An 18,182-nucleotide genomic window follows, 5' to 3' on the forward strand; every position below is an offset into this window, starting at 1 on the left:
TTCAATCAATAAAGATAATATTCCCAATGATATAGATCGCCATCGTAACGGGTGGTGATCTGTTGCTAGAATCGAAACGCATAATAAAAAGCGAGTTTAGGATGAACACGACACAATTATTTAATCAACCAACAATCACATTCAAACGCACAGTTCTGATGAGCATGATGGCAATGAGTTTAGGGGGCATCAGCTTGTCGACTCAAGCACAAACCTCAGCTCAGTCGAATCAGCAGGAAATTGAACAACTGCGCCAGGAAGTTCAGGCTCTACGCGCACTGGTTGAGCAACAGCAAAGACAAACGGCTGTGGTCACTGCACATGTTGCAGCAACACCTGCTCCAGCAAGCAAACCCGTCATGAAAATTGCCAGTGGTGCCGAATTTAATCTTTATGGCAATATTCGTGCCGATGCCTCTTATCAGGCTGAAGGTGGTTCAGCAGCACGTATGTATAACCAGATTAATGCTGTACCTTTAGAAGGTGTCGGTGAGCGTAGTGATGAATTTAAATCTACTCTGGCTGCAACCCGTTTAGGCATGGATTTTAAAGCACCAGTCGGTGCTGGAGATAAAGCTTTAAGCGGTAAAGTTGAAGTGGATTTTCTGGGGGGCGCGAGCTTTGATAACTTGCGTATCCGTCATGCTTATATCAGCTATGCCAACTGGTTGATCGGTCAAACTTGGTCGAACTTTGCGGTGCCAGATTATATTCCAGAAACTGTAGATGCATTGGTTTACGCTGGCGGTTCAATTAAACGGACACCACAAGTTCGTTATACCAGCACAATCAGTCCTGAAACCAATCTGGTATTTGCAGTAGAAGATCCTAAAGATGCAACCATTACTGGTATTAAACAACGTCTACCTGCTTTAACAGCACGTTTAAATCATAAATTTGCTGATAATCTTACAGTCAGTGCCCGTGCGATGGGGAATGAAAAGCGTGTCAATGAAGATGAAAAAATGGCATGGGGTGTAGGTTTAGGTGCCAAGTATGATATTGTACCGGGTACAACGCTCAAAGCTGACTATTACCATGTTAAAGGCGATAGCAGCTTTGTGTCTTATGCAAATACGGGTGTGATTACCGCTGCAAATGGCGATTTATTACAAAGCGAATTTGATTCAATTTCAGTTGGCCTGACTCAGCAGTTTAATGACAAATTGCGCGGTACCTTGGGTTATGGCTATATGAATTTTGATGAAGATCAGGCTTATATCAATGCAGTCACTGACAAGACCAAAGCCAATAAAGACTTATGGCAAGCTTGGGCTAACGTGTTCTATAGTCCAACCAAGCCTTTAAGTTTCGGTCTCGAATATGTCTATGGTGAACGTGAAGCTTTGGCTGCTGCTACACCAAATGGCAGCACTACAGGTGAAGATAACCGTATTAATGCGGTTGCTATTTACAACTTCTAAGACTCCTTTCATAAGAAAGTCTGATCTGTAACAGAAGCGTGGATGAATTAATCCGCGCTTTTGCTATTTTGAAGAATGGTTTCTGTCAGCAGATTGACTGCATTTTCAATATTGGCTGTCCATTCAAACGAACAATTCAGCCGAATATAATGTTGGCTGGTAGGCTCAGGCTTAAACAGCAGTGCAGGGGCAACTGAAATATGTTGTTGAAGCAATTGTTCATAGAGCTGCTGGGCATCAACTTCTTTAGGTAATTCAATCCAGAGAAAATAACCACTGGAATAATAATAAATTTCACAGATGCTTCCCAAACGTGCTTTGAGTTCCTGATAAAATTTCTTTTTATATTTTTCCAGATGCTGCCTTAAATACCGCAAATGTTTTTCATAATGATGATGTGAAATAAATTCGACCAGCGCATTTTGAAGTAAGGGACTGACTGTTAAAGTGCTCATGAGCTGTAAGTGCTGAATGGCATCGGAAAATGGGCCGGCATACACCCAACCGACGCGTGCACCCATCCCCAGCGTTTTCGAAAATGAGGCGCAGTGCAAAACCATCTGATGCCGATCAAAATATTTAACGGGTAGCGGTTTGGATGAACCATAATTTAATTCCTGATAAACATCATCTTCGATTAAATACACCTGATATTCATACAAGAGTTCCGCAATTCTTTGTTTGATTTCAGAACTGACGGTAAAGCCAATCGGATTATGGGCATTCAGCATCAGCCAGCACACCTTGATCGGATACTGTTTTAAAGCCTGTTCAAATGATTCCAGATCAAAGCCAAACTGTGGATGTTCCGGAATCGAAATCACCTGTAATCCCAGACGCTCGGCTGCCTGCCAGGCACCATAAAATATGGTTTGCTGTAGCAGAATAAAATCACCGGGTTGGGTTAAGGCCTGTAAAGACAGATTCAATGCTTCTAGTGCACCGGATGTAATGACAATGTCATCTTGATTGCAGGTAACTCCTTGTAATTGATAACGGTTAGCAATCAGTTGCCGCAAGTTCTGATTGCCGGGCGGCATATGGTTCTGATTGTTATAACTGCTTTTTCTTTTGGCCTGCTGCGCCAGAATCTGCATAAATTTAGCGTTATATAACAGCTCTGCATTGGGAAAGGCAGAACCAAAAGGCACAATCTCTGCTGACTGAGTCGATTTTAAATAATTAAATACCACCGAATTGATTTGAATTTTAGGATTTAAACCAATCTGGACGGACTGTTTGTTATTGAGCAGCGCTTGAGTGTGTTCTGCAACGTAATAGCCTGATTTGTCTTTGGCATAGACCAGCCCTTGTGCTTCAAGTTCCTGATAAGCATTGAGTACCGTCATCAGGCTATAACCAGATAATTGGGTCTGTTCGCGAAGTGAAGGTAATTTTTCATGTGCCTTCCATACGCCATTTTCAATCATCTGACGAATATTTTGTGCCAGTTTTTCAGACTTATACATATACTTTCTTGAACTAAAACTGTTCTAATTATTTTGATTTATAGCATATTTTAGGATGCTTAATATAACAAAAGGGAGGAATAGGATTATTGACATTCTATTTTTAAGCTTGAGTCTTGATGCAAGACAATTAAAGTGAAAATCAGGTCTCAAATTTTCTGTGGAAATTTTATCTCTACATAAATCATATTCCCATTTTTATACGCCTCAGTCACTTGGCTTAATTTGTCACAATTCGATACTTACAAAGTTAGATTTCCTTGCTAAATTCAATCCACATGATGATAAAAAGTAAGTTACGGTTTCAGACCGAGCCATCATGTAACTATAAAAACGATACGCAAATACGGACCAATAACAAGCACAAAGGAGTGGAAAATGCTCGGAAATATGATGTTTCAGCCTTTACTGATCAGCAGCATGATTGAACATGCAGGACGCTATCATGCCGATACCGAGGTAATTTCCAAAAATACCGATACCACTATTACAGTGACCAATTGGGGAGAAATTCACCAAAACTCGAAACGTTTTGCCAATGCATTACAACAACTCGGCCTGGCGCAGGGAGATCGAGTCGCGACTATTGCCTGGAATAATCATCGCCATTTAGAGTCCTGGTATGCCATTTCTGGCAGCGGCCTGGTCTGTCATACGATTAACCCGCGCTTATTTCCGGAACAGCTCATTTTTATTATCAATGATGCTGCGGATCGCGTGGTGCTGTTTGATAAAACATTTGTCCCTTTAATTAAAGCCGTGAAAGCGCTGTTGACCTCGGTCGAGCATTTTATCTGTCTGGATGCGGCTGATCCGGCAGTTAGAGAAGCGATTCCAGAAGTTCAGTTTTATGATGATCTGATTGCCGGCCAAAATGCAGATTTTGAGTGGCCAATAATTGATGAAAACTCAGCAAGCTCTCTGTGTTATACCTCGGGAACCACGGGCAATCCCAAAGGTGTGCTGTTTAGCCATCGCTCTACGGTATTACATAGCTATGCCATCATTTTACCTGACTCCTTAAATGTCTCAGCTGCCGATATTATGTTGCCTGTGGTGCCTATGTTCCATGTAAATGCGTGGGGCACGCCGTATGCGGCTGCAATGGTCGGATGCACCTTGGTTCTTCCTGGACCGGGTCTGGATGGCGCCAGTCTGGTCAACCTGATTGATACTTATCAGGTTTCGGTAGCACTTGGCGTACCGACCATCTGGCAAGGTTTGATTGCCGCCGCAAACCAGTCAGGCTCCAAACTGGAAAGCCTAAAACGTAATGTAGTGGGCGGATCGGCATGCCCACCTGCCATGCTAAGAGCGTTCAAAGAACAGTTTAATTGTGAAACGATCCATGCCTGGGGCATGACGGAAATCAGTCCATTAGGTACAGCGAATCAACTTAAGACCAAACATTTGCATTTGTCTGATGAAGAAAAATTACAGATTCGTCTTTCCCAAGGCCGTCCGCCATTCGGGGTTGACCTACGTTTGACTGATGCAGAAAAAGGGACGCATGAAATTGAACGTGATGGACAGACCACAGGAAATTTACAGGTCAAAGGGCATTGGGTCATCAGCCATTATTTCGGCAAGGAAGAGTCAGCTTTGACTGCAGATGGCTGGTTTGATACTGGCGATATTGCTACGCTGGATCAGGATGGTTTTATGAAACTCAGTGATCGTTCTAAAGATCTAATCAAGTCTGGCGGAGAATGGATTTCATCGGTGGAGCTGGAAAATATTGCCATGGGACATCCGGAAATTGCGATGGCTGCCGTAATTGCCGCCCAGCATCCTAAATGGGATGAGCGCCCGGTATTGATTGCCATTAAAAAACCGGATAGCCAGCTAAGTGAAACTGATCTGCTGGAATATTATGCGGACAAGGTAGCCAAATGGCAGATTCCAGACCGAGTCGTATTTGTTGATACGATCCCACTCAGTGGTACTGGTAAAATGCTGAAAAAGGATCTGCGTGAATTATATGGGACTATTCTTTTGGAGCAGGCAGCAGGTTAAAGCGTCATTTAATCTGAAAATCCCTACATGAAGTCAAAAAACTGATCTCGAATAGAGGTCAGTTTTTTTATGTACAGGCTAAGCAGCGTTGTCTGTTTAAAAATGCTTTTTCTCAATCCATATAGTCTTGATCGCTACTTTTAGATGATATTGTCCGACAAAAAGTCATATTATATGGCTTAGGCACATAATTTGACCTGTATTGACATGGTCTGAATGTGAAAATTCTTTATCCTGAGCAATATAATAATTAGACAGTTGTACATTAATGAAGCTGTCTGCGGATAAGGGGATAAAAATGACAAGCATGCCAACCTATCAGCCGCATTGGATCCGGCAAGATTTCATTGATTTTATTGGTGAAAAAATCCATCCAACCTGGGCAATCAAAAAAGTTAAGGCTGCCGTTATGGGCATTCAAGCCATCAGCCCTGACTTTTTCAAGATTCACTTACGTCCAAATCATAATTTTAAAGCCAAGTCATTTCAGGCCGGCCAAAATATTGCAGTGACCATCAGACTTGATGGCGTACGTCATCAGCGACATTATTCTGTGGTGAGGGTATTGAAAAATGGTGATCTGATCATTGCGGTTAAACAGCAGGGCAAAGTTTCACGTGCCTTAAGCCTGATGCAAATTGGTGCCGTGATCGAAATATCACAGCCGCAAGGCGAGTTCACATTGCAAAAATCCATGCAGCCGATTTTATTCCTGGCTTCAGGCAGTGGGATTACGGCCATTTATTCCTTGCTGCAAAAAGCAGTGATCCAGTCTCTGGAACAGATCGACCTGATCTATTTCACTCGAGATGATGCCTTTCATGCTGAACTGAAAACCTTGGTTCTCATGCATCCAAACTTGAAATATCACCATTTCAATACTGTGGAACACCAGCAGCATCTGACGCAGAGCTTATTGCAAAAGCTGGTGCCAGACTTTGCAGAACGAAAAATTTATGCTTGTGGCTCCGCCGGGATGATGAAAGCTGCACTGAAAATCGTTGATAAACTGGAATTGAAATCCAATTTTCATTCGGAATATTTCCAGATTGTGGTCGATGAAAAAATTAAAGCACAGCCGGTACAGTTTTTAAGATCGCAGCGAGAGTTTCAAGCGCAGTCCAATTTACTGGAAAGTGCTGAAAAATCTGGTTTGCGACCAGCGCATGGCTGCCGGATGGGCATCTGCAACACCTGTTCCTGTACCAAGGTCAGTGGTTCGGTACGGAATGTCCTGACCGGTGAAATTGATCATGGCAATAATACCCAGATCAAACTGTGCATTTCTCAGGCAGTGAGTCCTGTGGTGATTAATTTATAAACCATTGATAAGCCATTAATTAAACTATAAGAAGGTGCTCCCATGAATATGCAAATTGATTTTAAAAGACATAGCAAAAGCCAATTTCTTAGCCCTGAACAGATTGAGGAATTCGGTGCCAAGGTCGATGCAATCCGCCGCGAGGTCATGGATGATCTGGGGGAAAAAGACGCCGAATATATTTATAAAATTCGAAACTTTGTCCGCTATAGCGAAATTGCCTCACGTGGCATGCTGATGTTTGCCGGCTGGTTGCCACCGGTATGGCTGGCAGGGACAGGTCTGCTCGGTCTTTCCAAAATCGTGGAAAATATGGAACTCGGCCACAATGTCATGCATGGCCAGTTCGACTGGATGAATGATCCGAGTCTGAACGGTGCGACCTATGATTGGGATACGATTTCAACCGGCGATGACTGGAAATACACGCACAACTATATTCACCATACTTATACCAATATTGTCGGAATGGATCATGATGTCGGTTATGGGCTGATTCGAGTTAGTGAATCACAAAAATGGGAACCACGTTTTCTGTTCAATATTCCATTGGGCATTCAGTTAATGGTGTTTTTCGAATGGTATGTTGGCCTGCAACGTTTGCATCTGGAAGATGTGATTGCCTATAAAACCAAAACCTGGAAAGAAGTCTGGGAAGAAGCAGCACCTTTGCGCCAGAAGATGCGTCGTCAGGTGTTAAAAGATTATGTGTTTTTCCCGATTATTGCAGGGCCAAATGCCATTCCGGTATTTACCGGAAATGCGGTGGCTAATGTGATTCGCAGTCTATGGGCTTCTGCCGTCATTTTTAACGGTCATTTCACTGAAGATGCTGAAACCTTTGAGATGGACAATACCGACAATGAAACCCGTGCCGAGTGGTATTTACGCCAGATTCGTGGTTCGAGCAATTTTAGTGGAACAACTTGGCTACATATCTTGAGTGGTAATTTGAGTCATCAGATTGAGCATCATCTATTCCCGGACATGCCCGCCAATCGCTATGCGCAGGTTGCGCCAAAAATCAAAGCGCTCTGTGCAGAATATGGTATTCACTATAACGAAGCCAGCTTCATGAAACAGTTTTCTACAGTGTGGGTAGGTCTGGCTAAATGTTCTCTACCGAATCACTGGACTGAGCAGGTGGTTGAAAAAACCCATGCTGCCAAATCTGTATTCAACTACTTTAAAGCGAAACTATTGTCATAATTTTTAAGCTTTACTTATTCACCATTTTGGTACTCCTCAATAGATTTGGATGGTCTATTGAGGAATTTTTTTTAAGTTTTATCAGATTTAATATCATTAGAATAATCCTGTTTATGAATAAAATATGGATACAGATTTCAAAAAATGACGAAAGCAAAACAGATCCAGTACTGCTGAAACGCTTTGCCTACAACAACCTGCTTCAGCCCTAAGGGCTTCTCTCTATAATGGCCGCGTCGTTACACTTAAGGTCTCAGCTTTGAAACATCTTAAATATTTTTCAGCAATTCCATTATTAGTACTTTTAACTGCTTGTAACACCACTGAAGCACCCGCACCAGATTATCAGGGCAACTGGAAAAACACCGTGGAAAATCCAAAACTTGAAAATATTCTGGTTATTTCAAAAAATGGTGAAAATTATCTGATTACCAATACGATCAAAGATAAGGAAACCGGTAAAACCGAGAAAAAGAATCCAATGCCCGCTGCAGTGAACGAAAATGGCATGCTTCAGTTGAACGCAGGTGCAGGTATGGTCGATTTTGCAATCGATGAGAAAACCGGAAATCTGGTTGGTTCAGGCTCAATCTATAAAAAAGCCAAATAGTCAGCAAGATTTTTAAGCCACAAATAGTATTCAAGATGTCATGAACAAGGATGCTTCATGGCATCTTTTTTAGTGGATGTTGTTATTGAATGAACTTAATAATTCAGCAAAATTTTCGACATAATAATTTGCTTTGGCTTTGATCAAATCTATTTCATGAGCGGAGTGCTGGTCATAAATTCCCACTACCTCGATGCCCGCATGATTTGCTGCTTCTACACCGACTAGAGAGTCTTCAATAATTAGACATTCCTCAGGTCGAAGGTTAAAGGCTTGCAAAACATTCAGATAAACTTCGGGATGAGGTTTAATGTTCTGGACATTTTCACGGGTGAGAATCAAGGAAAAGTCCTCATCAAAGCTGATTTTAGAGTTAATATTTCGATTGTTATCCTGATAGCGCTGTACATTGAATAAACTGGTGGTGGTGGTCAAAGCCAGTGATATCTGTTGGTGTTTTAAAGCCTGAATCAGGAGGTCTGCCTGAGGTTTTAACTCGACGATATAATCAAGAAAATGTCGGGAAATACTATAACGACGATTTTTTACTTCTTTTTTAGCAGGTTCAAAACCGTATTGTTCTTTTAAAAATCCACAATATTCCAGATAAGGATCTGACATATGTCTCAAGGCGGTAAGTTGAAGATCGCGCTGTTGCTGAATCTGAATCTCATGTAAATCGACTTTTCTGTTGGAGAGCTCATCAATCAGGGCTGCATCTACCTGATTCCAGATGCCTACAGAATCAATCAACGTACCATCTAGATCAAAACAGACCAGCTTTTTATCCTGAAACATATAAGATTTCTCTGTATTTTTACCATTTATTCGGTGGGGCTGAGTATATCGCATACGATTTAAATGTTTAACTGACCTGAGCAAACTGGTTGTAAATTTTGCACTGGAATACTTTTTAATGAATTTATTCATCTGGTAAAAGTATTTTTTATGGAAAATTACAGCGAGTTTAATCCTGAAAATAGTGGCAAAGTGTTATATTTTAATCTGACCATAAATGAACTTATGCGGATGAAAGACCTGTCCGAATGATGAGAAAGTTAAAGGAAATGTATTTCTGTGTTTGAACTTGACTGTAAATTGCTCAGTATTTTTTATTATGTCTATAAATTTAAAAACGTATCTCAGGCAGCCGATCATTTAGATATGAGCCAGCCAGCGGTGAGCAATCTGCTGAATAAAATTCGCCAGCATTATGGTGATCCTTTATTTTTACGTATTGGCAATGAGATGCTACCTACGGATCTGTCCAAACAGCTCTTTCCCTTGGTCAGCGAAGCACTGAGCAAAGTTGAAGCAATCAATAATTTCACTATCAATTTTGATCAGGTCACTTCACAGCAGCGCTTTACACTGGCGATGACCGATGTATCACATCTGGTGTTATTGCCAAAAATTTCCCAGTATCTGAAGCAGCATGCATCCCATATCCGTCTGAATGTGCGTCCGATTACCTCGGAAACCAGTTATCAAATGGCCAATGGTGAGATTGATCTGGCTTTGGGCTTCTTGCCAAATCTGGAGAATGGCTTTTATCAGCAGAAACTGTTTGAACAGTATTATGTGGTGATTGCAGCCAAAGACCATCCGCGGCTCACGGATGACAGCATCACGACCGAAGAGTATTTACATGAAACCCATATCGATATTGATGCCGGGATGGGGCATTACCATATTGAAAATGAATTGCTGAATCTGGAACTTAAGCGTGACATTCTAATGCGTCTGCCAAGTTATCTGGGAGTCGGACTGGTAGTGCAGGAAACCGATGCGATTGCGACCGTGCCTTATTATTTGAGTGAAGTCCTGTTATCACGTGGCAATCTCAAGATCTTTAATGCGCCAATTGCATTTCCGACCTATTCCGTAAAGCAGTATTGGCATATGTCCTGTCATCATAAAACCAGCCATCAATGGTTACGCAATATGCTGCATGAGATTTTAAGTAAATAACTCTACAACTTAAATAGTTTGATTGAGTTCTCATCTCTAGATTTTAAACTCCCGGTTCAAGCCGGGATTTTTTTATTTTGGTACATCTTGATGCCTTTTTCAGAGCCTTGCACCTGAAGTGATCAGTTCCATCTCAAAAAAAAGTATTACGAATATAAAAAATAGTATTACCAGTTTGGCACGTCCTTTGCATCTATCTACTCAATCATAAAGTGATCTAGGGTTCCGATACATGAAGATTCATGTAGGTCTGCGACCGAGAGTTCACGGCTTAAGTTTCAAGCTCAAGCTACACGGAGGGATAAAAGCCCGGGAGGTAAACCGTACAAGATTGGGATGGATGCATATGAGCACAACTACTTATCACGAAGATCAAGTCCTCTGGACTGAACGTTTACCGGGTGGACACCACTGGTCAGCACGCATCCAGCGTGGCGCAGTTTTACAACTTAAATCTTTAGGCGCAAATGCCAATGTTTCACTGTTTTGTGTGAATAGCGAAGATAAGCTTGAAGCCTATAACATGCCAGACAGCTTAAAAGGTCAACACAGCGCATTTTTAAGTACAGGGCACATTTTGGCGTCTGATTTAGGTCGTGCGATGATCTCGATTGTCAAAGATGACCATGGTTGGAATGATGCCTTTTGTGCGCCAAGTACCGCACCGCAAATTGGAGCACAGTTTGGCACGAAGACCTTCCAGGATGCCCGCAACGACATGTACCGCAATGCTAAAGACAGCCTACTTTTAGAGATGACCAAATTTGGTTTATCTGCGACGGATCTGAGTAATACCTTAAATCTATTCTCAAAAGTTCAACCGGATGACAATAGCAATTTAACTTATGTGAAGTCTGACAATACCGACCAAGTAATTGAACTACGTTTTGAAATGGATTGTTTGGTGTTTTTATCGAGTGCGCCACACGCTTTAGATAATTCGACGGAATATGCACCTGCCGATATTCAACTGTCACTGTTTAAAGCTCTTCCGCTACAACAGACCGATGTCTGCCGTGACTCATGCCCGCAAAATCAGCGCGCGTTCCAAAATAATCATCGTTATTACGCATTAAGCGCTTAATTGGGGGAATACAACATGACAGCTTTAGTTAATTTAGAAAAATCAGTACTTAGCGAAGTATGTCCTGCCGGTGAAGCATGGATGTGCGAAGTCAAAAAAGGGCAGTATTTCCGTATTGTTGATCTTGAAGGCAACCAAGCGGTGGATACTTTGTTTATTTCCGCACATAACCCTGAAGAGCGTTATAGCGCAACCGATACTTTGGCGATGAACCGTCAAATTTATCTAGAAAAAGGTACGACTTTATATACAAACTTTGGCAATAAAATCGCCACTATAAACGATGACAATTGCGGTCGCCACGATACTTTAGGCGGTGCATGTTCATGTGAAAGTAACACGGTTCGTTATGCGCATGATAAATATCCAATGCACAGTTGCCGTAACAATTTCATGATTGCATTGTCACAACATCCGATTGCGAAAAAGCATGGTCTGAATGTGCGCCATATCGGTCCAAATATTAATTTTTTTATGAATGTACCTGTGACTTCAGAGGGTCACCTGAAATTTGATGATGGTATTTCTGCACCAGGTAAATATGTCGAAGTGAAAGCCGAGATGGATTTGATCGTACTCATCTCCAACTGCCCACAACTGAATAACCCATGTAATGCCTATAACCCAACTAAAATTCAACTGATTGTCCGTGAAGGCGAGGAATAAGCCATGTTTAATAAAGTTCTCATCGCCAACCGTGGTGCAATTGCGTGTCGTGTAATCCGTACCCTAAAAAAATTAGGCATTCAATCAGTAGCTGTCTATTCAGAAGCCGATCGTGATTCATTGCATGTAACTTTAGCGGATGAAGCCGTCTTTATCGGTGATGCACCTGCAAGTCAAAGCTATTTAAACGTCGATAAAATCTTAGAAGTGGCAAAACAAACCGGTGCGCAAGCGATTCATCCGGGTTATGGTTTCCTGTCTGAAAATGCCGAATTCTGTAATCTCTGTGAAGCACAAGGCATTGTGTTCTTGGGCCCAAATGCCGAGCAAATGAAAGCATTTGGTCTGAAACACACTGCACGTGAATTGGCGATTCAAGCCAATGTACCGTTATTGCCAGGTAGCCAATTATTGGCTGATGAAGCTGAAGCCCTGCTTGAGGCTGAGCGTATTGGCTATCCTGTGATGCTGAAAAGTACCGCAGGTGGTGGTGGTATTGGCATGCGTTTGGTGTGGAATGCGGAGGAGCTGAAAGAAGCTTATGCAACCGTGTCTTATTTAGCGCAAGCCAACTTTAAAGATGCAGGCCTTTACTTAGAAAAATTCGTACAAAATGCTCGTCATATCGAAGTGCAAATCTTTGGTGATGGCAACGGTTTAGTTCTAGCACTGGGCGAGCGTGATTGTTCGGTGCAACGTCGTAACCAAAAAGTCATTGAGGAAACGCCTGCACCACATTTAAACGATACGCAACGTGCCTATATTCAAAATGTCGCGATTCAATTGATGCAATCGGTGAATTACCGTTCGGCAGGTACCGTTGAATTTGTGATGGATACCGACACCCAAGAATTCTATTTCTTGGAAGTGAATACCCGTCTACAAGTAGAGCATGGTGTAACCGAGCAAGTCTTTGGTGTCGATCTAGTGGAATGGATGGTGACTTTAGGCAGTAGCGATTGGGTTGCACCTACATCAACACTTGAGTCTCAAGGTCATTCGATTCAAGTGCGTCTTTATGCTGAAGATCCAATCAAAAACTTTCAACCAAGTGCTGGACTTTTGACTCACGTTGAATTTGATGCCAATGCCCGTAATGAAACTTGGGTAGAAACCGGCTCCAATGTCTCGTCGTTCTATGACCCGATGATTGCCAAAATTATCGTCACAAGCGATTCTCGTGATTCTGCCATTCAAGCCATGACGGATACTTTGGCTAAAACTTCGGTTGCCGGCATTGAAACCAATCTTGAATATCTGCAAAACATTATTGAGGGTGAGGTCTTTAAAGCAGGCACGCAAACCACACGCTTCTTAAATACCTTTGAGTGGAAAACCCAAAAGATTGAAGTCCTTCAAGCAGGCATTCAAACCGCCGTGCAAGATGTTACAGGACGTTTAGGTTATTGGGATGTTGGTGTGCCACCATCCGGTGCGATTGATCCGCTGTCTTTAAATGTCGCAAACCAATTGTTAGGCAATGTACCGAATACCGCAGGTTTGGAATGTACGCTACAAGGGCCAAGCCTAAAATTTCATTGTGATAGTCAAATTGTATTGGCAGGTGGTGATATGCCATCGACGTTGGATGGTATGTCTGTCCCGATGTGGCAAACTGTCAATGTACGCAAAGGTCAGGTGTTAAAATGTGGCAAGATCGCCACAGGTTGCCGTACTTATATCGGCATTAAAGGTGGTCTGAATGTGCCTGAATATTTAGGCTCACAAGCGACTTTTACCTTAGGTCAGTTTGGTGGTCATGCAGGGCGTAATTTATTGATTGGCGATATGCTTCCAATCACGGCATTTACATCCGATGAAGTGAAAGCATTAAATGAAGATCAAATCCCAACATTCTCAAATACTTGGGAAATTGCGGTGATGTATGGTCCACATGGCGCGCCTGATTTCTTTACTAAAAACGACATTGATACTTTCTTTGCGAATGAGTTTGAAATTCACTTTAACTCAAGCCGTACTGGTATCCGTTTAATTGGACCTAAACCTGAATGGGCACGTCAGGACGGTGGTGAAGCGGGTCTGCATCCATCGAATATCCATGACAATGCCTATGCCATTGGGGCGATCGATTTCACTGGTGATATGCCAATTATTCTTGGGCCTGATGGTCCAAGCCTAGGTGGTTTCGTGTGCCCTGCGGTGGTGATCAATTCTGAATTATGGAAATTGGGTCAGCTCAAAGCCGGTGATAAAGTTAAATTTGTGCCTGTGAGCTACCATCAAGCCAAATTGCTGAATGAAAAATATCATGCGCAATTAACTGCTCAAGATACACAAGCAGTCACCTTTGATGAATCGTTCTATCCTGAAATTAGTACGTTAAAATCTGCCATTTTAGATACTTTAAAAGGTCAAAATGGTACGCCTGATGTGGTGTATCGTCCTGCCGGTAGCAACTATATGTTGGTGGAATATGGCGAGTTGGTTTTAGATTTAAACCTGCGTTTCCGTATTCATGCGCTGATGCAATGGGTGAAAGATCAAAACATACAAGGCATTGTTGACCTGACACCGGGTATTCGTTCACTGCAAATCCATTTTGATTCGATCCAACTCGATCAGATTGATTTATTGCGTATGCTTCAAGTGGCTGAAGAACAACTGCCTGATGTGACGGAAATGCAAGTGCCATCGCGTACTGTGTATTTGCCACTGGCTTGGGAAGATTCACAAACGCAACTGGCGACTGAGCGTTATATGCAAACCGTGCGCCCTGATGCGCCGTGGTGTCCGGACAATATCGAATTTATCCGTCGTATTAATGGCTTAAAAGACAAACAAGCCGTGAAAGATGTGGTCTATAACGCCAGTTATTTGGTCATGGGCTTGGGTGATGTGTACTTGGGTGCACCTGTGGCAACGCCACTTGATCCGCGTCAGCGTTTGGTCACCACAAAATATAACCCTGCACGTACGTGGACACCTGAAAATGCTGTCGGTATCGGCGGTGCATATATGTGCGTTTATGGCATGGAAGGTCCGGGTGGCTATCAGTTTGTCGGTCGCACTTCGCAAATGTGGTCACGCTACCGTAAAAACCCCGACTTTGAACAAGGTATGCCGTGGTTATTGCGCTTCTTTGACCAAATTAAGTTTTATGAAGTGTCTGAGTCCGAGTTGATGCACATGCGTGAAGACTTTAAAGCAGGTCGTTTAAAACTGCGGATTGAAGAAGGTGTATTGAATCTAAAAGAATACAATGACTTCTTAATCGAAAATCAAGAATCTATTTGTGCCTTTAAAGCGGTGCAACAAGCTAACTTTGATGCAGAGCGCCGTCGTTGGCATGAAGCAGGACTTGCAGAATATGTCTCTGAAAGCCTAGATACGGTGGATGATGGTGAAGGCGTTGAAGTGCCTGAAGGTGGTTGTGCAGTGGAATCGCACATGCCGGGTTCAATCTGGAAAATCGAATGTCAGTCGGGTGATATTGTGGAGGAAGGTGCGACCTTAGCTGTGATTGAAGCGATGAAGATTGAGATTCCGATTATTGCGCCTGAGCGTATGAAGGTTGAAGCAATTACCATTGAAAAAGGGCAAACGGTGAAAACGGGGCAGGTGTTGTTTACGTTGGCGCCGGTGGCTTGATAATTGAGGAATAAAAAGACCGTCCGAAAGGGCGGTTTTTTGTTTATATTGAAGTGACTTATCTTTAAGCAATGGAAATAAAGTTTAACAATGGAAATTTTTTCAACAAAATATTTTGATGAGAAATCAGGTGTTCAGAAATTATCAAAGAACTGCTTGTACACAGAAGTTAAAAATGCAAAAAAGATTTCTATCGTTTCTGCGTATTACTCTAATATTTTTTTAGAAGATCTATTTGATAATGTTAATAAATCAAAAAGGAAATATTGCCAAATTAACTTAATTTTTAATAGTTTTAGTGGACAGAAGTTAAATGAGCAAATTGTAGATCTGAAAAATTTGCTAGAAAAATTAAATAATAATGGTTATTCAAAAATAAAAATTTATCTCAATCGTAACTCACCAATATTTCATGCAAAGTTATATTTTGTTGAAAATTTACAAAGTAGTACGTGGTTTGCAGGATCAGCTAATGCTTCTATAGCTGGATTTTCTACCAATGAAGAGTTTTTGATAAAGTCTAAGATCAAAATTAAAAGTATAAAAAAGTATATTGAAGATGTGATCAATGACTCGATCGCAATTGATCAAATAATTTTAGATGAGGTTAAAGAGTCAAGCCTTGTTGGTTTTTTTCGTAATGGTTCGATTTACTTTAAAGCGAGGAATCAATTATCTTTTACATTTTCTGAATTAAACTTACCTAGTCATATTGAAGAAAAATTAGCCAATACGGATAAGCCTAGAAATACTAATTCTGGTAAAGCATGGGGTGCTTATAATTTAAGACTAAGCCTAAACTTAAGTAATGAAGATGAAGAAAAAAACATTGTAAATTTGAAACCTTTTACTATTGAAACTTGTTACGGCTATTGGATTCCGAATTGCTATATTCAGTATATCGAGAATGAAATAGATAGTAGGTCAAATAGATCTGAAGATGAATTTAAAGAAATTCTTAAAATTATGGAGCATCGTGGAGAAGACTCAATAATTCTAGATTATAAAAATTATATTCACGATATTGTCGAAATTTTGGAAAAAAACAAAATAGAATTTCCTATTGATGAATCATATTTAACTGAAAGGTACAAAAAATTCATTAATAGAATAAAGAAAATTCTTTCAGATGAGAAAAAATTAAAAAAACTATGTAGACCATACATCATTACAGGAATGCCTGAAATTTGGCTAGATGATGCCTGTTTCGTAGCATTTAAGGAGAGTTTTTTTGATTATGTTGAAAGTTATTTAAATAATAAGAAAATTCCGAAAATAATTCGAATTTTACAAGAAGAATTTGCTTTAGATCTCAATGATACCTGTGATTTAGAAACAAGCTTTGAAGATTATTTTTTATCTGGAAACTTTTGGAGTGATGATGTGTGGGAAACGAATTAAAAAATAATTTATTATTAGCCAATTATGAAAAAATGTTCTATCAGTTTTATATAAGGCATAAAAAGGTCACAACATAATGTGTGACCTTTAATTTTTCAAATACTTACTCTTCTTAAATAAATTTTTTAAGCTTCCGCATTAATTGCCTGCGCTTCAGCAGTTAGCACTTTATGATCCTTACGGGAAATGAGCCAACCAAAAATCCAATTAAACACCACCATAATAATATTACAGTATAGGACAACCGCATAACCCCAACATTTTACCATTACTGAATTCTGATCAAAACTACCGTATGAGCTTTAATGAACCGGATCAAGTTGAACAACTACAAGGGAAAAAGCTGACTGAATAACTCACAGCCACACTTTGATGCACCCTCGAACCCCAATGGTGCAAAATGGTCTATTTTTTAGGCATCCTTAAAAAATAAATCATTCTTGTTTTTCCTTTTTTACGTATGTAATTAATTTCCCAAGTATTCTTCTTAAATCTATTCTACTTTTATATTGTGGCACACTTTATGCTTTTATCTATATACAACTATAAATAGAGGAGAAAAAAACACTTGATCACTCATAATCACCAACATCGGTTAACCATTCATGTATAAAAAGAATAGCAAGCACATGAGCAATCAAAATGGAATAAACCGGTGAAATACAAAACTTACTTTTGCTTTAGAACAAGCCCCATCTCACTGTTATGGGGCTTTTTTTCGCCTTTTTTATCCAATTTTATTTATCACCTTCCAAAAAGCACAAACTGGCACGCTTTCTGCATTTTCCTAAGTAATACGAAATTCTAGTTTTGTAATATCCACAGGAGATGCACATGAACAATCCGACATCAAATAAAAAAATGCATCCATGGCTTCACTTTCTGGTTGAGCTTCTTAGCGTACGCGCAGGCTTTCACATTAAACAGTCTTCCCAATATCAACCCAAGGATCAACATCGTGCCTAAACAAAAATTGGCACGGATCAGTATTACCGTGCCAGAAACCACGCTGCATGCGATGGATCAAAAAATTGTCGAGCAGCACTATGAAAGCCGCTCGCAGGCCATTGTCGACATGATTAACCGCCACCTGATTGATGATCTGGTGATTCGCGATGAAGTCATGGTCGGTACACTTACCTTGCTCTATGACGTCAGTTTGAAGCCGCTGCGCAGTCAGCTGGTCGATCTGCAGCAGCAATATCTGGCGCAAGTGATCAACTCACTTCATATCCAGCTAGATGATGAAAAAATTCTGCAAGTCATGCTGATGCAGGGCGCGAGCAGTGATTTGAAAGAAATTAGCGAACAATTTATAGCATTGAAAGGCGTGATTAAAGGGCATCTCGAACTGATGGATGCCGTCATGCCGCCTATTCCACAAAATACTGAACACACTTAA

The 18,182-nt window shown here is 41.0% G+C and carries 14 protein-coding genes and 1 riboswitch; of the genes, 12 read left to right on the plus strand and 2 right to left on the minus strand.

Going from position 1 to position 18,182, the window contains the following annotated elements; all coding sequences use genetic code 11:
- Positions 1 to 101: 101 nt before the first annotated feature.
- Positions 102 to 1,424, plus strand: a complete 1,323-nt coding sequence (locus FTV08_RS07305; RefSeq protein WP_005246254.1) for a DcaP family trimeric outer membrane transporter — start codon at positions 102 to 104, stop codon at positions 1,422 to 1,424.
- A gap of 47 nt (positions 1,425 to 1,471) precedes the next feature.
- Here the strand turns inward: FTV08_RS07305 and FTV08_RS07310 are convergent, their stop codons facing one another.
- Positions 1,472 to 2,893, minus strand: a complete 1,422-nt coding sequence (locus FTV08_RS07310; protein WP_180086981.1) for a PLP-dependent aminotransferase family protein — start codon at positions 2,891 to 2,893, stop codon at positions 1,472 to 1,474.
- 378 nt (positions 2,894 to 3,271) lie between these two features.
- On the opposite strand from FTV08_RS07310, the gene FTV08_RS07315 reads away from it, so the two are divergent.
- From FTV08_RS07315 to FTV08_RS07335, 4 genes are all read left to right on the plus strand, one after another.
- Positions 3,272 to 4,909: a long-chain-fatty-acid--CoA ligase gene (locus tag FTV08_RS07315; RefSeq protein ID WP_180086982.1), complete on the plus strand. Its 1,638-nt coding sequence runs from the start codon at positions 3,272 to 3,274 to the stop codon at positions 4,907 to 4,909.
- Between the two features lie 298 nt (positions 4,910 to 5,207).
- The gene (locus FTV08_RS16105) at positions 5,208 to 6,230 is read left to right on the plus strand and encodes a flavin reductase family protein (protein WP_218947188.1); all 1,023 of its coding nucleotides are present in this window, start codon (positions 5,208 to 5,210) and stop codon (positions 6,228 to 6,230) included.
- A 42-nt stretch (positions 6,231 to 6,272) separates the two neighbouring features.
- Positions 6,273 to 7,439 (plus strand): acyl-CoA desaturase, encoded by a 1,167-nt coding sequence (locus FTV08_RS07330; protein ID WP_004647028.1) that lies wholly within the window; start codon positions 6,273 to 6,275, stop codon positions 7,437 to 7,439.
- Positions 7,440 to 7,698: 259 nt separating this feature from the next.
- A complete protein-coding gene (locus FTV08_RS07335) occupies positions 7,699 to 8,049 on the plus strand; it encodes a hypothetical protein (protein ID WP_004280391.1) in 351 nt (116 codons plus the stop codon).
- Positions 8,050 to 8,118: 69 nt separating this feature from the next.
- On the opposite strand, the gene FTV08_RS07340 is transcribed toward FTV08_RS07335, so the two are convergent.
- The gene (locus FTV08_RS07340; RefSeq protein WP_180086983.1) at positions 8,119 to 8,847 is read right to left on the minus strand and encodes an HAD family phosphatase; all 729 of its coding nucleotides are present in this window, start codon (positions 8,845 to 8,847) and stop codon (positions 8,119 to 8,121) included.
- 279 nt (positions 8,848 to 9,126) lie between these two features.
- Between FTV08_RS07340 and FTV08_RS07345 the strand changes: the two genes are divergently transcribed.
- The 7 genes from FTV08_RS07345 (at position 9,127) to FTV08_RS07370 (ending at position 18,182) form a co-directional block, all read left to right on the plus strand.
- Positions 9,127 to 10,020 (plus strand): LysR family transcriptional regulator, encoded by an 894-nt coding sequence (locus FTV08_RS07345; protein ID WP_005100231.1) that lies wholly within the window; start codon positions 9,127 to 9,129, stop codon positions 10,018 to 10,020.
- Between the two features lie 206 nt (positions 10,021 to 10,226).
- Positions 10,227 to 10,338: riboswitch (guanidine-I (ykkC/yxkD leader) on the plus strand.
- A gap of 28 nt (positions 10,339 to 10,366) precedes the next feature.
- Positions 10,367 to 11,104, plus strand: a complete 738-nt coding sequence (locus FTV08_RS07350; RefSeq protein WP_180086984.1) for an urea amidolyase associated protein UAAP1 — start codon at positions 10,367 to 10,369, stop codon at positions 11,102 to 11,104.
- A 15-nt stretch (positions 11,105 to 11,119) separates the two neighbouring features.
- Positions 11,120 to 11,770 carry an urea amidolyase associated protein UAAP2 gene (locus tag FTV08_RS07355; protein ID WP_180086985.1) on the plus strand — a complete coding sequence of 217 codons (651 nt, stop codon included), beginning with the start codon at positions 11,120 to 11,122 and terminating at the stop codon, positions 11,768 to 11,770.
- A 3-nt stretch (positions 11,771 to 11,773) separates the two neighbouring features.
- Positions 11,774 to 15,379 carry an urea carboxylase gene (gene uca, locus FTV08_RS07360; protein WP_180086986.1) on the plus strand — a complete coding sequence of 1,202 codons (3,606 nt, stop codon included), beginning with the start codon at positions 11,774 to 11,776 and terminating at the stop codon, positions 15,377 to 15,379.
- Positions 15,380 to 15,469: 90 nt separating this feature from the next.
- Positions 15,470 to 16,780, plus strand: coding sequence for a phospholipase D family protein (locus FTV08_RS07365; protein WP_163171311.1), 1,311 nt, complete (start codon positions 15,470 to 15,472; stop codon positions 16,778 to 16,780).
- Between the two features lie 834 nt (positions 16,781 to 17,614).
- Positions 17,615 to 17,746: a hypothetical protein gene (locus tag FTV08_RS16220; RefSeq protein WP_004647016.1), complete on the plus strand. Its 132-nt coding sequence runs from the start codon at positions 17,615 to 17,617 to the stop codon at positions 17,744 to 17,746.
- Positions 17,739 to 18,182, plus strand: coding sequence for a CopG family ribbon-helix-helix protein (locus tag FTV08_RS07370; RefSeq protein ID WP_004280384.1), 444 nt, complete (start codon positions 17,739 to 17,741; stop codon positions 18,180 to 18,182). The genes FTV08_RS16220 and FTV08_RS07370 overlap by 8 nt, the downstream gene beginning before the upstream one ends.

It is taken from the genome of Acinetobacter sp. YH12226, assembly GCF_013417805.1.
GTDB lineage: Bacteria > Pseudomonadota > Gammaproteobacteria > Pseudomonadales > Moraxellaceae > Acinetobacter.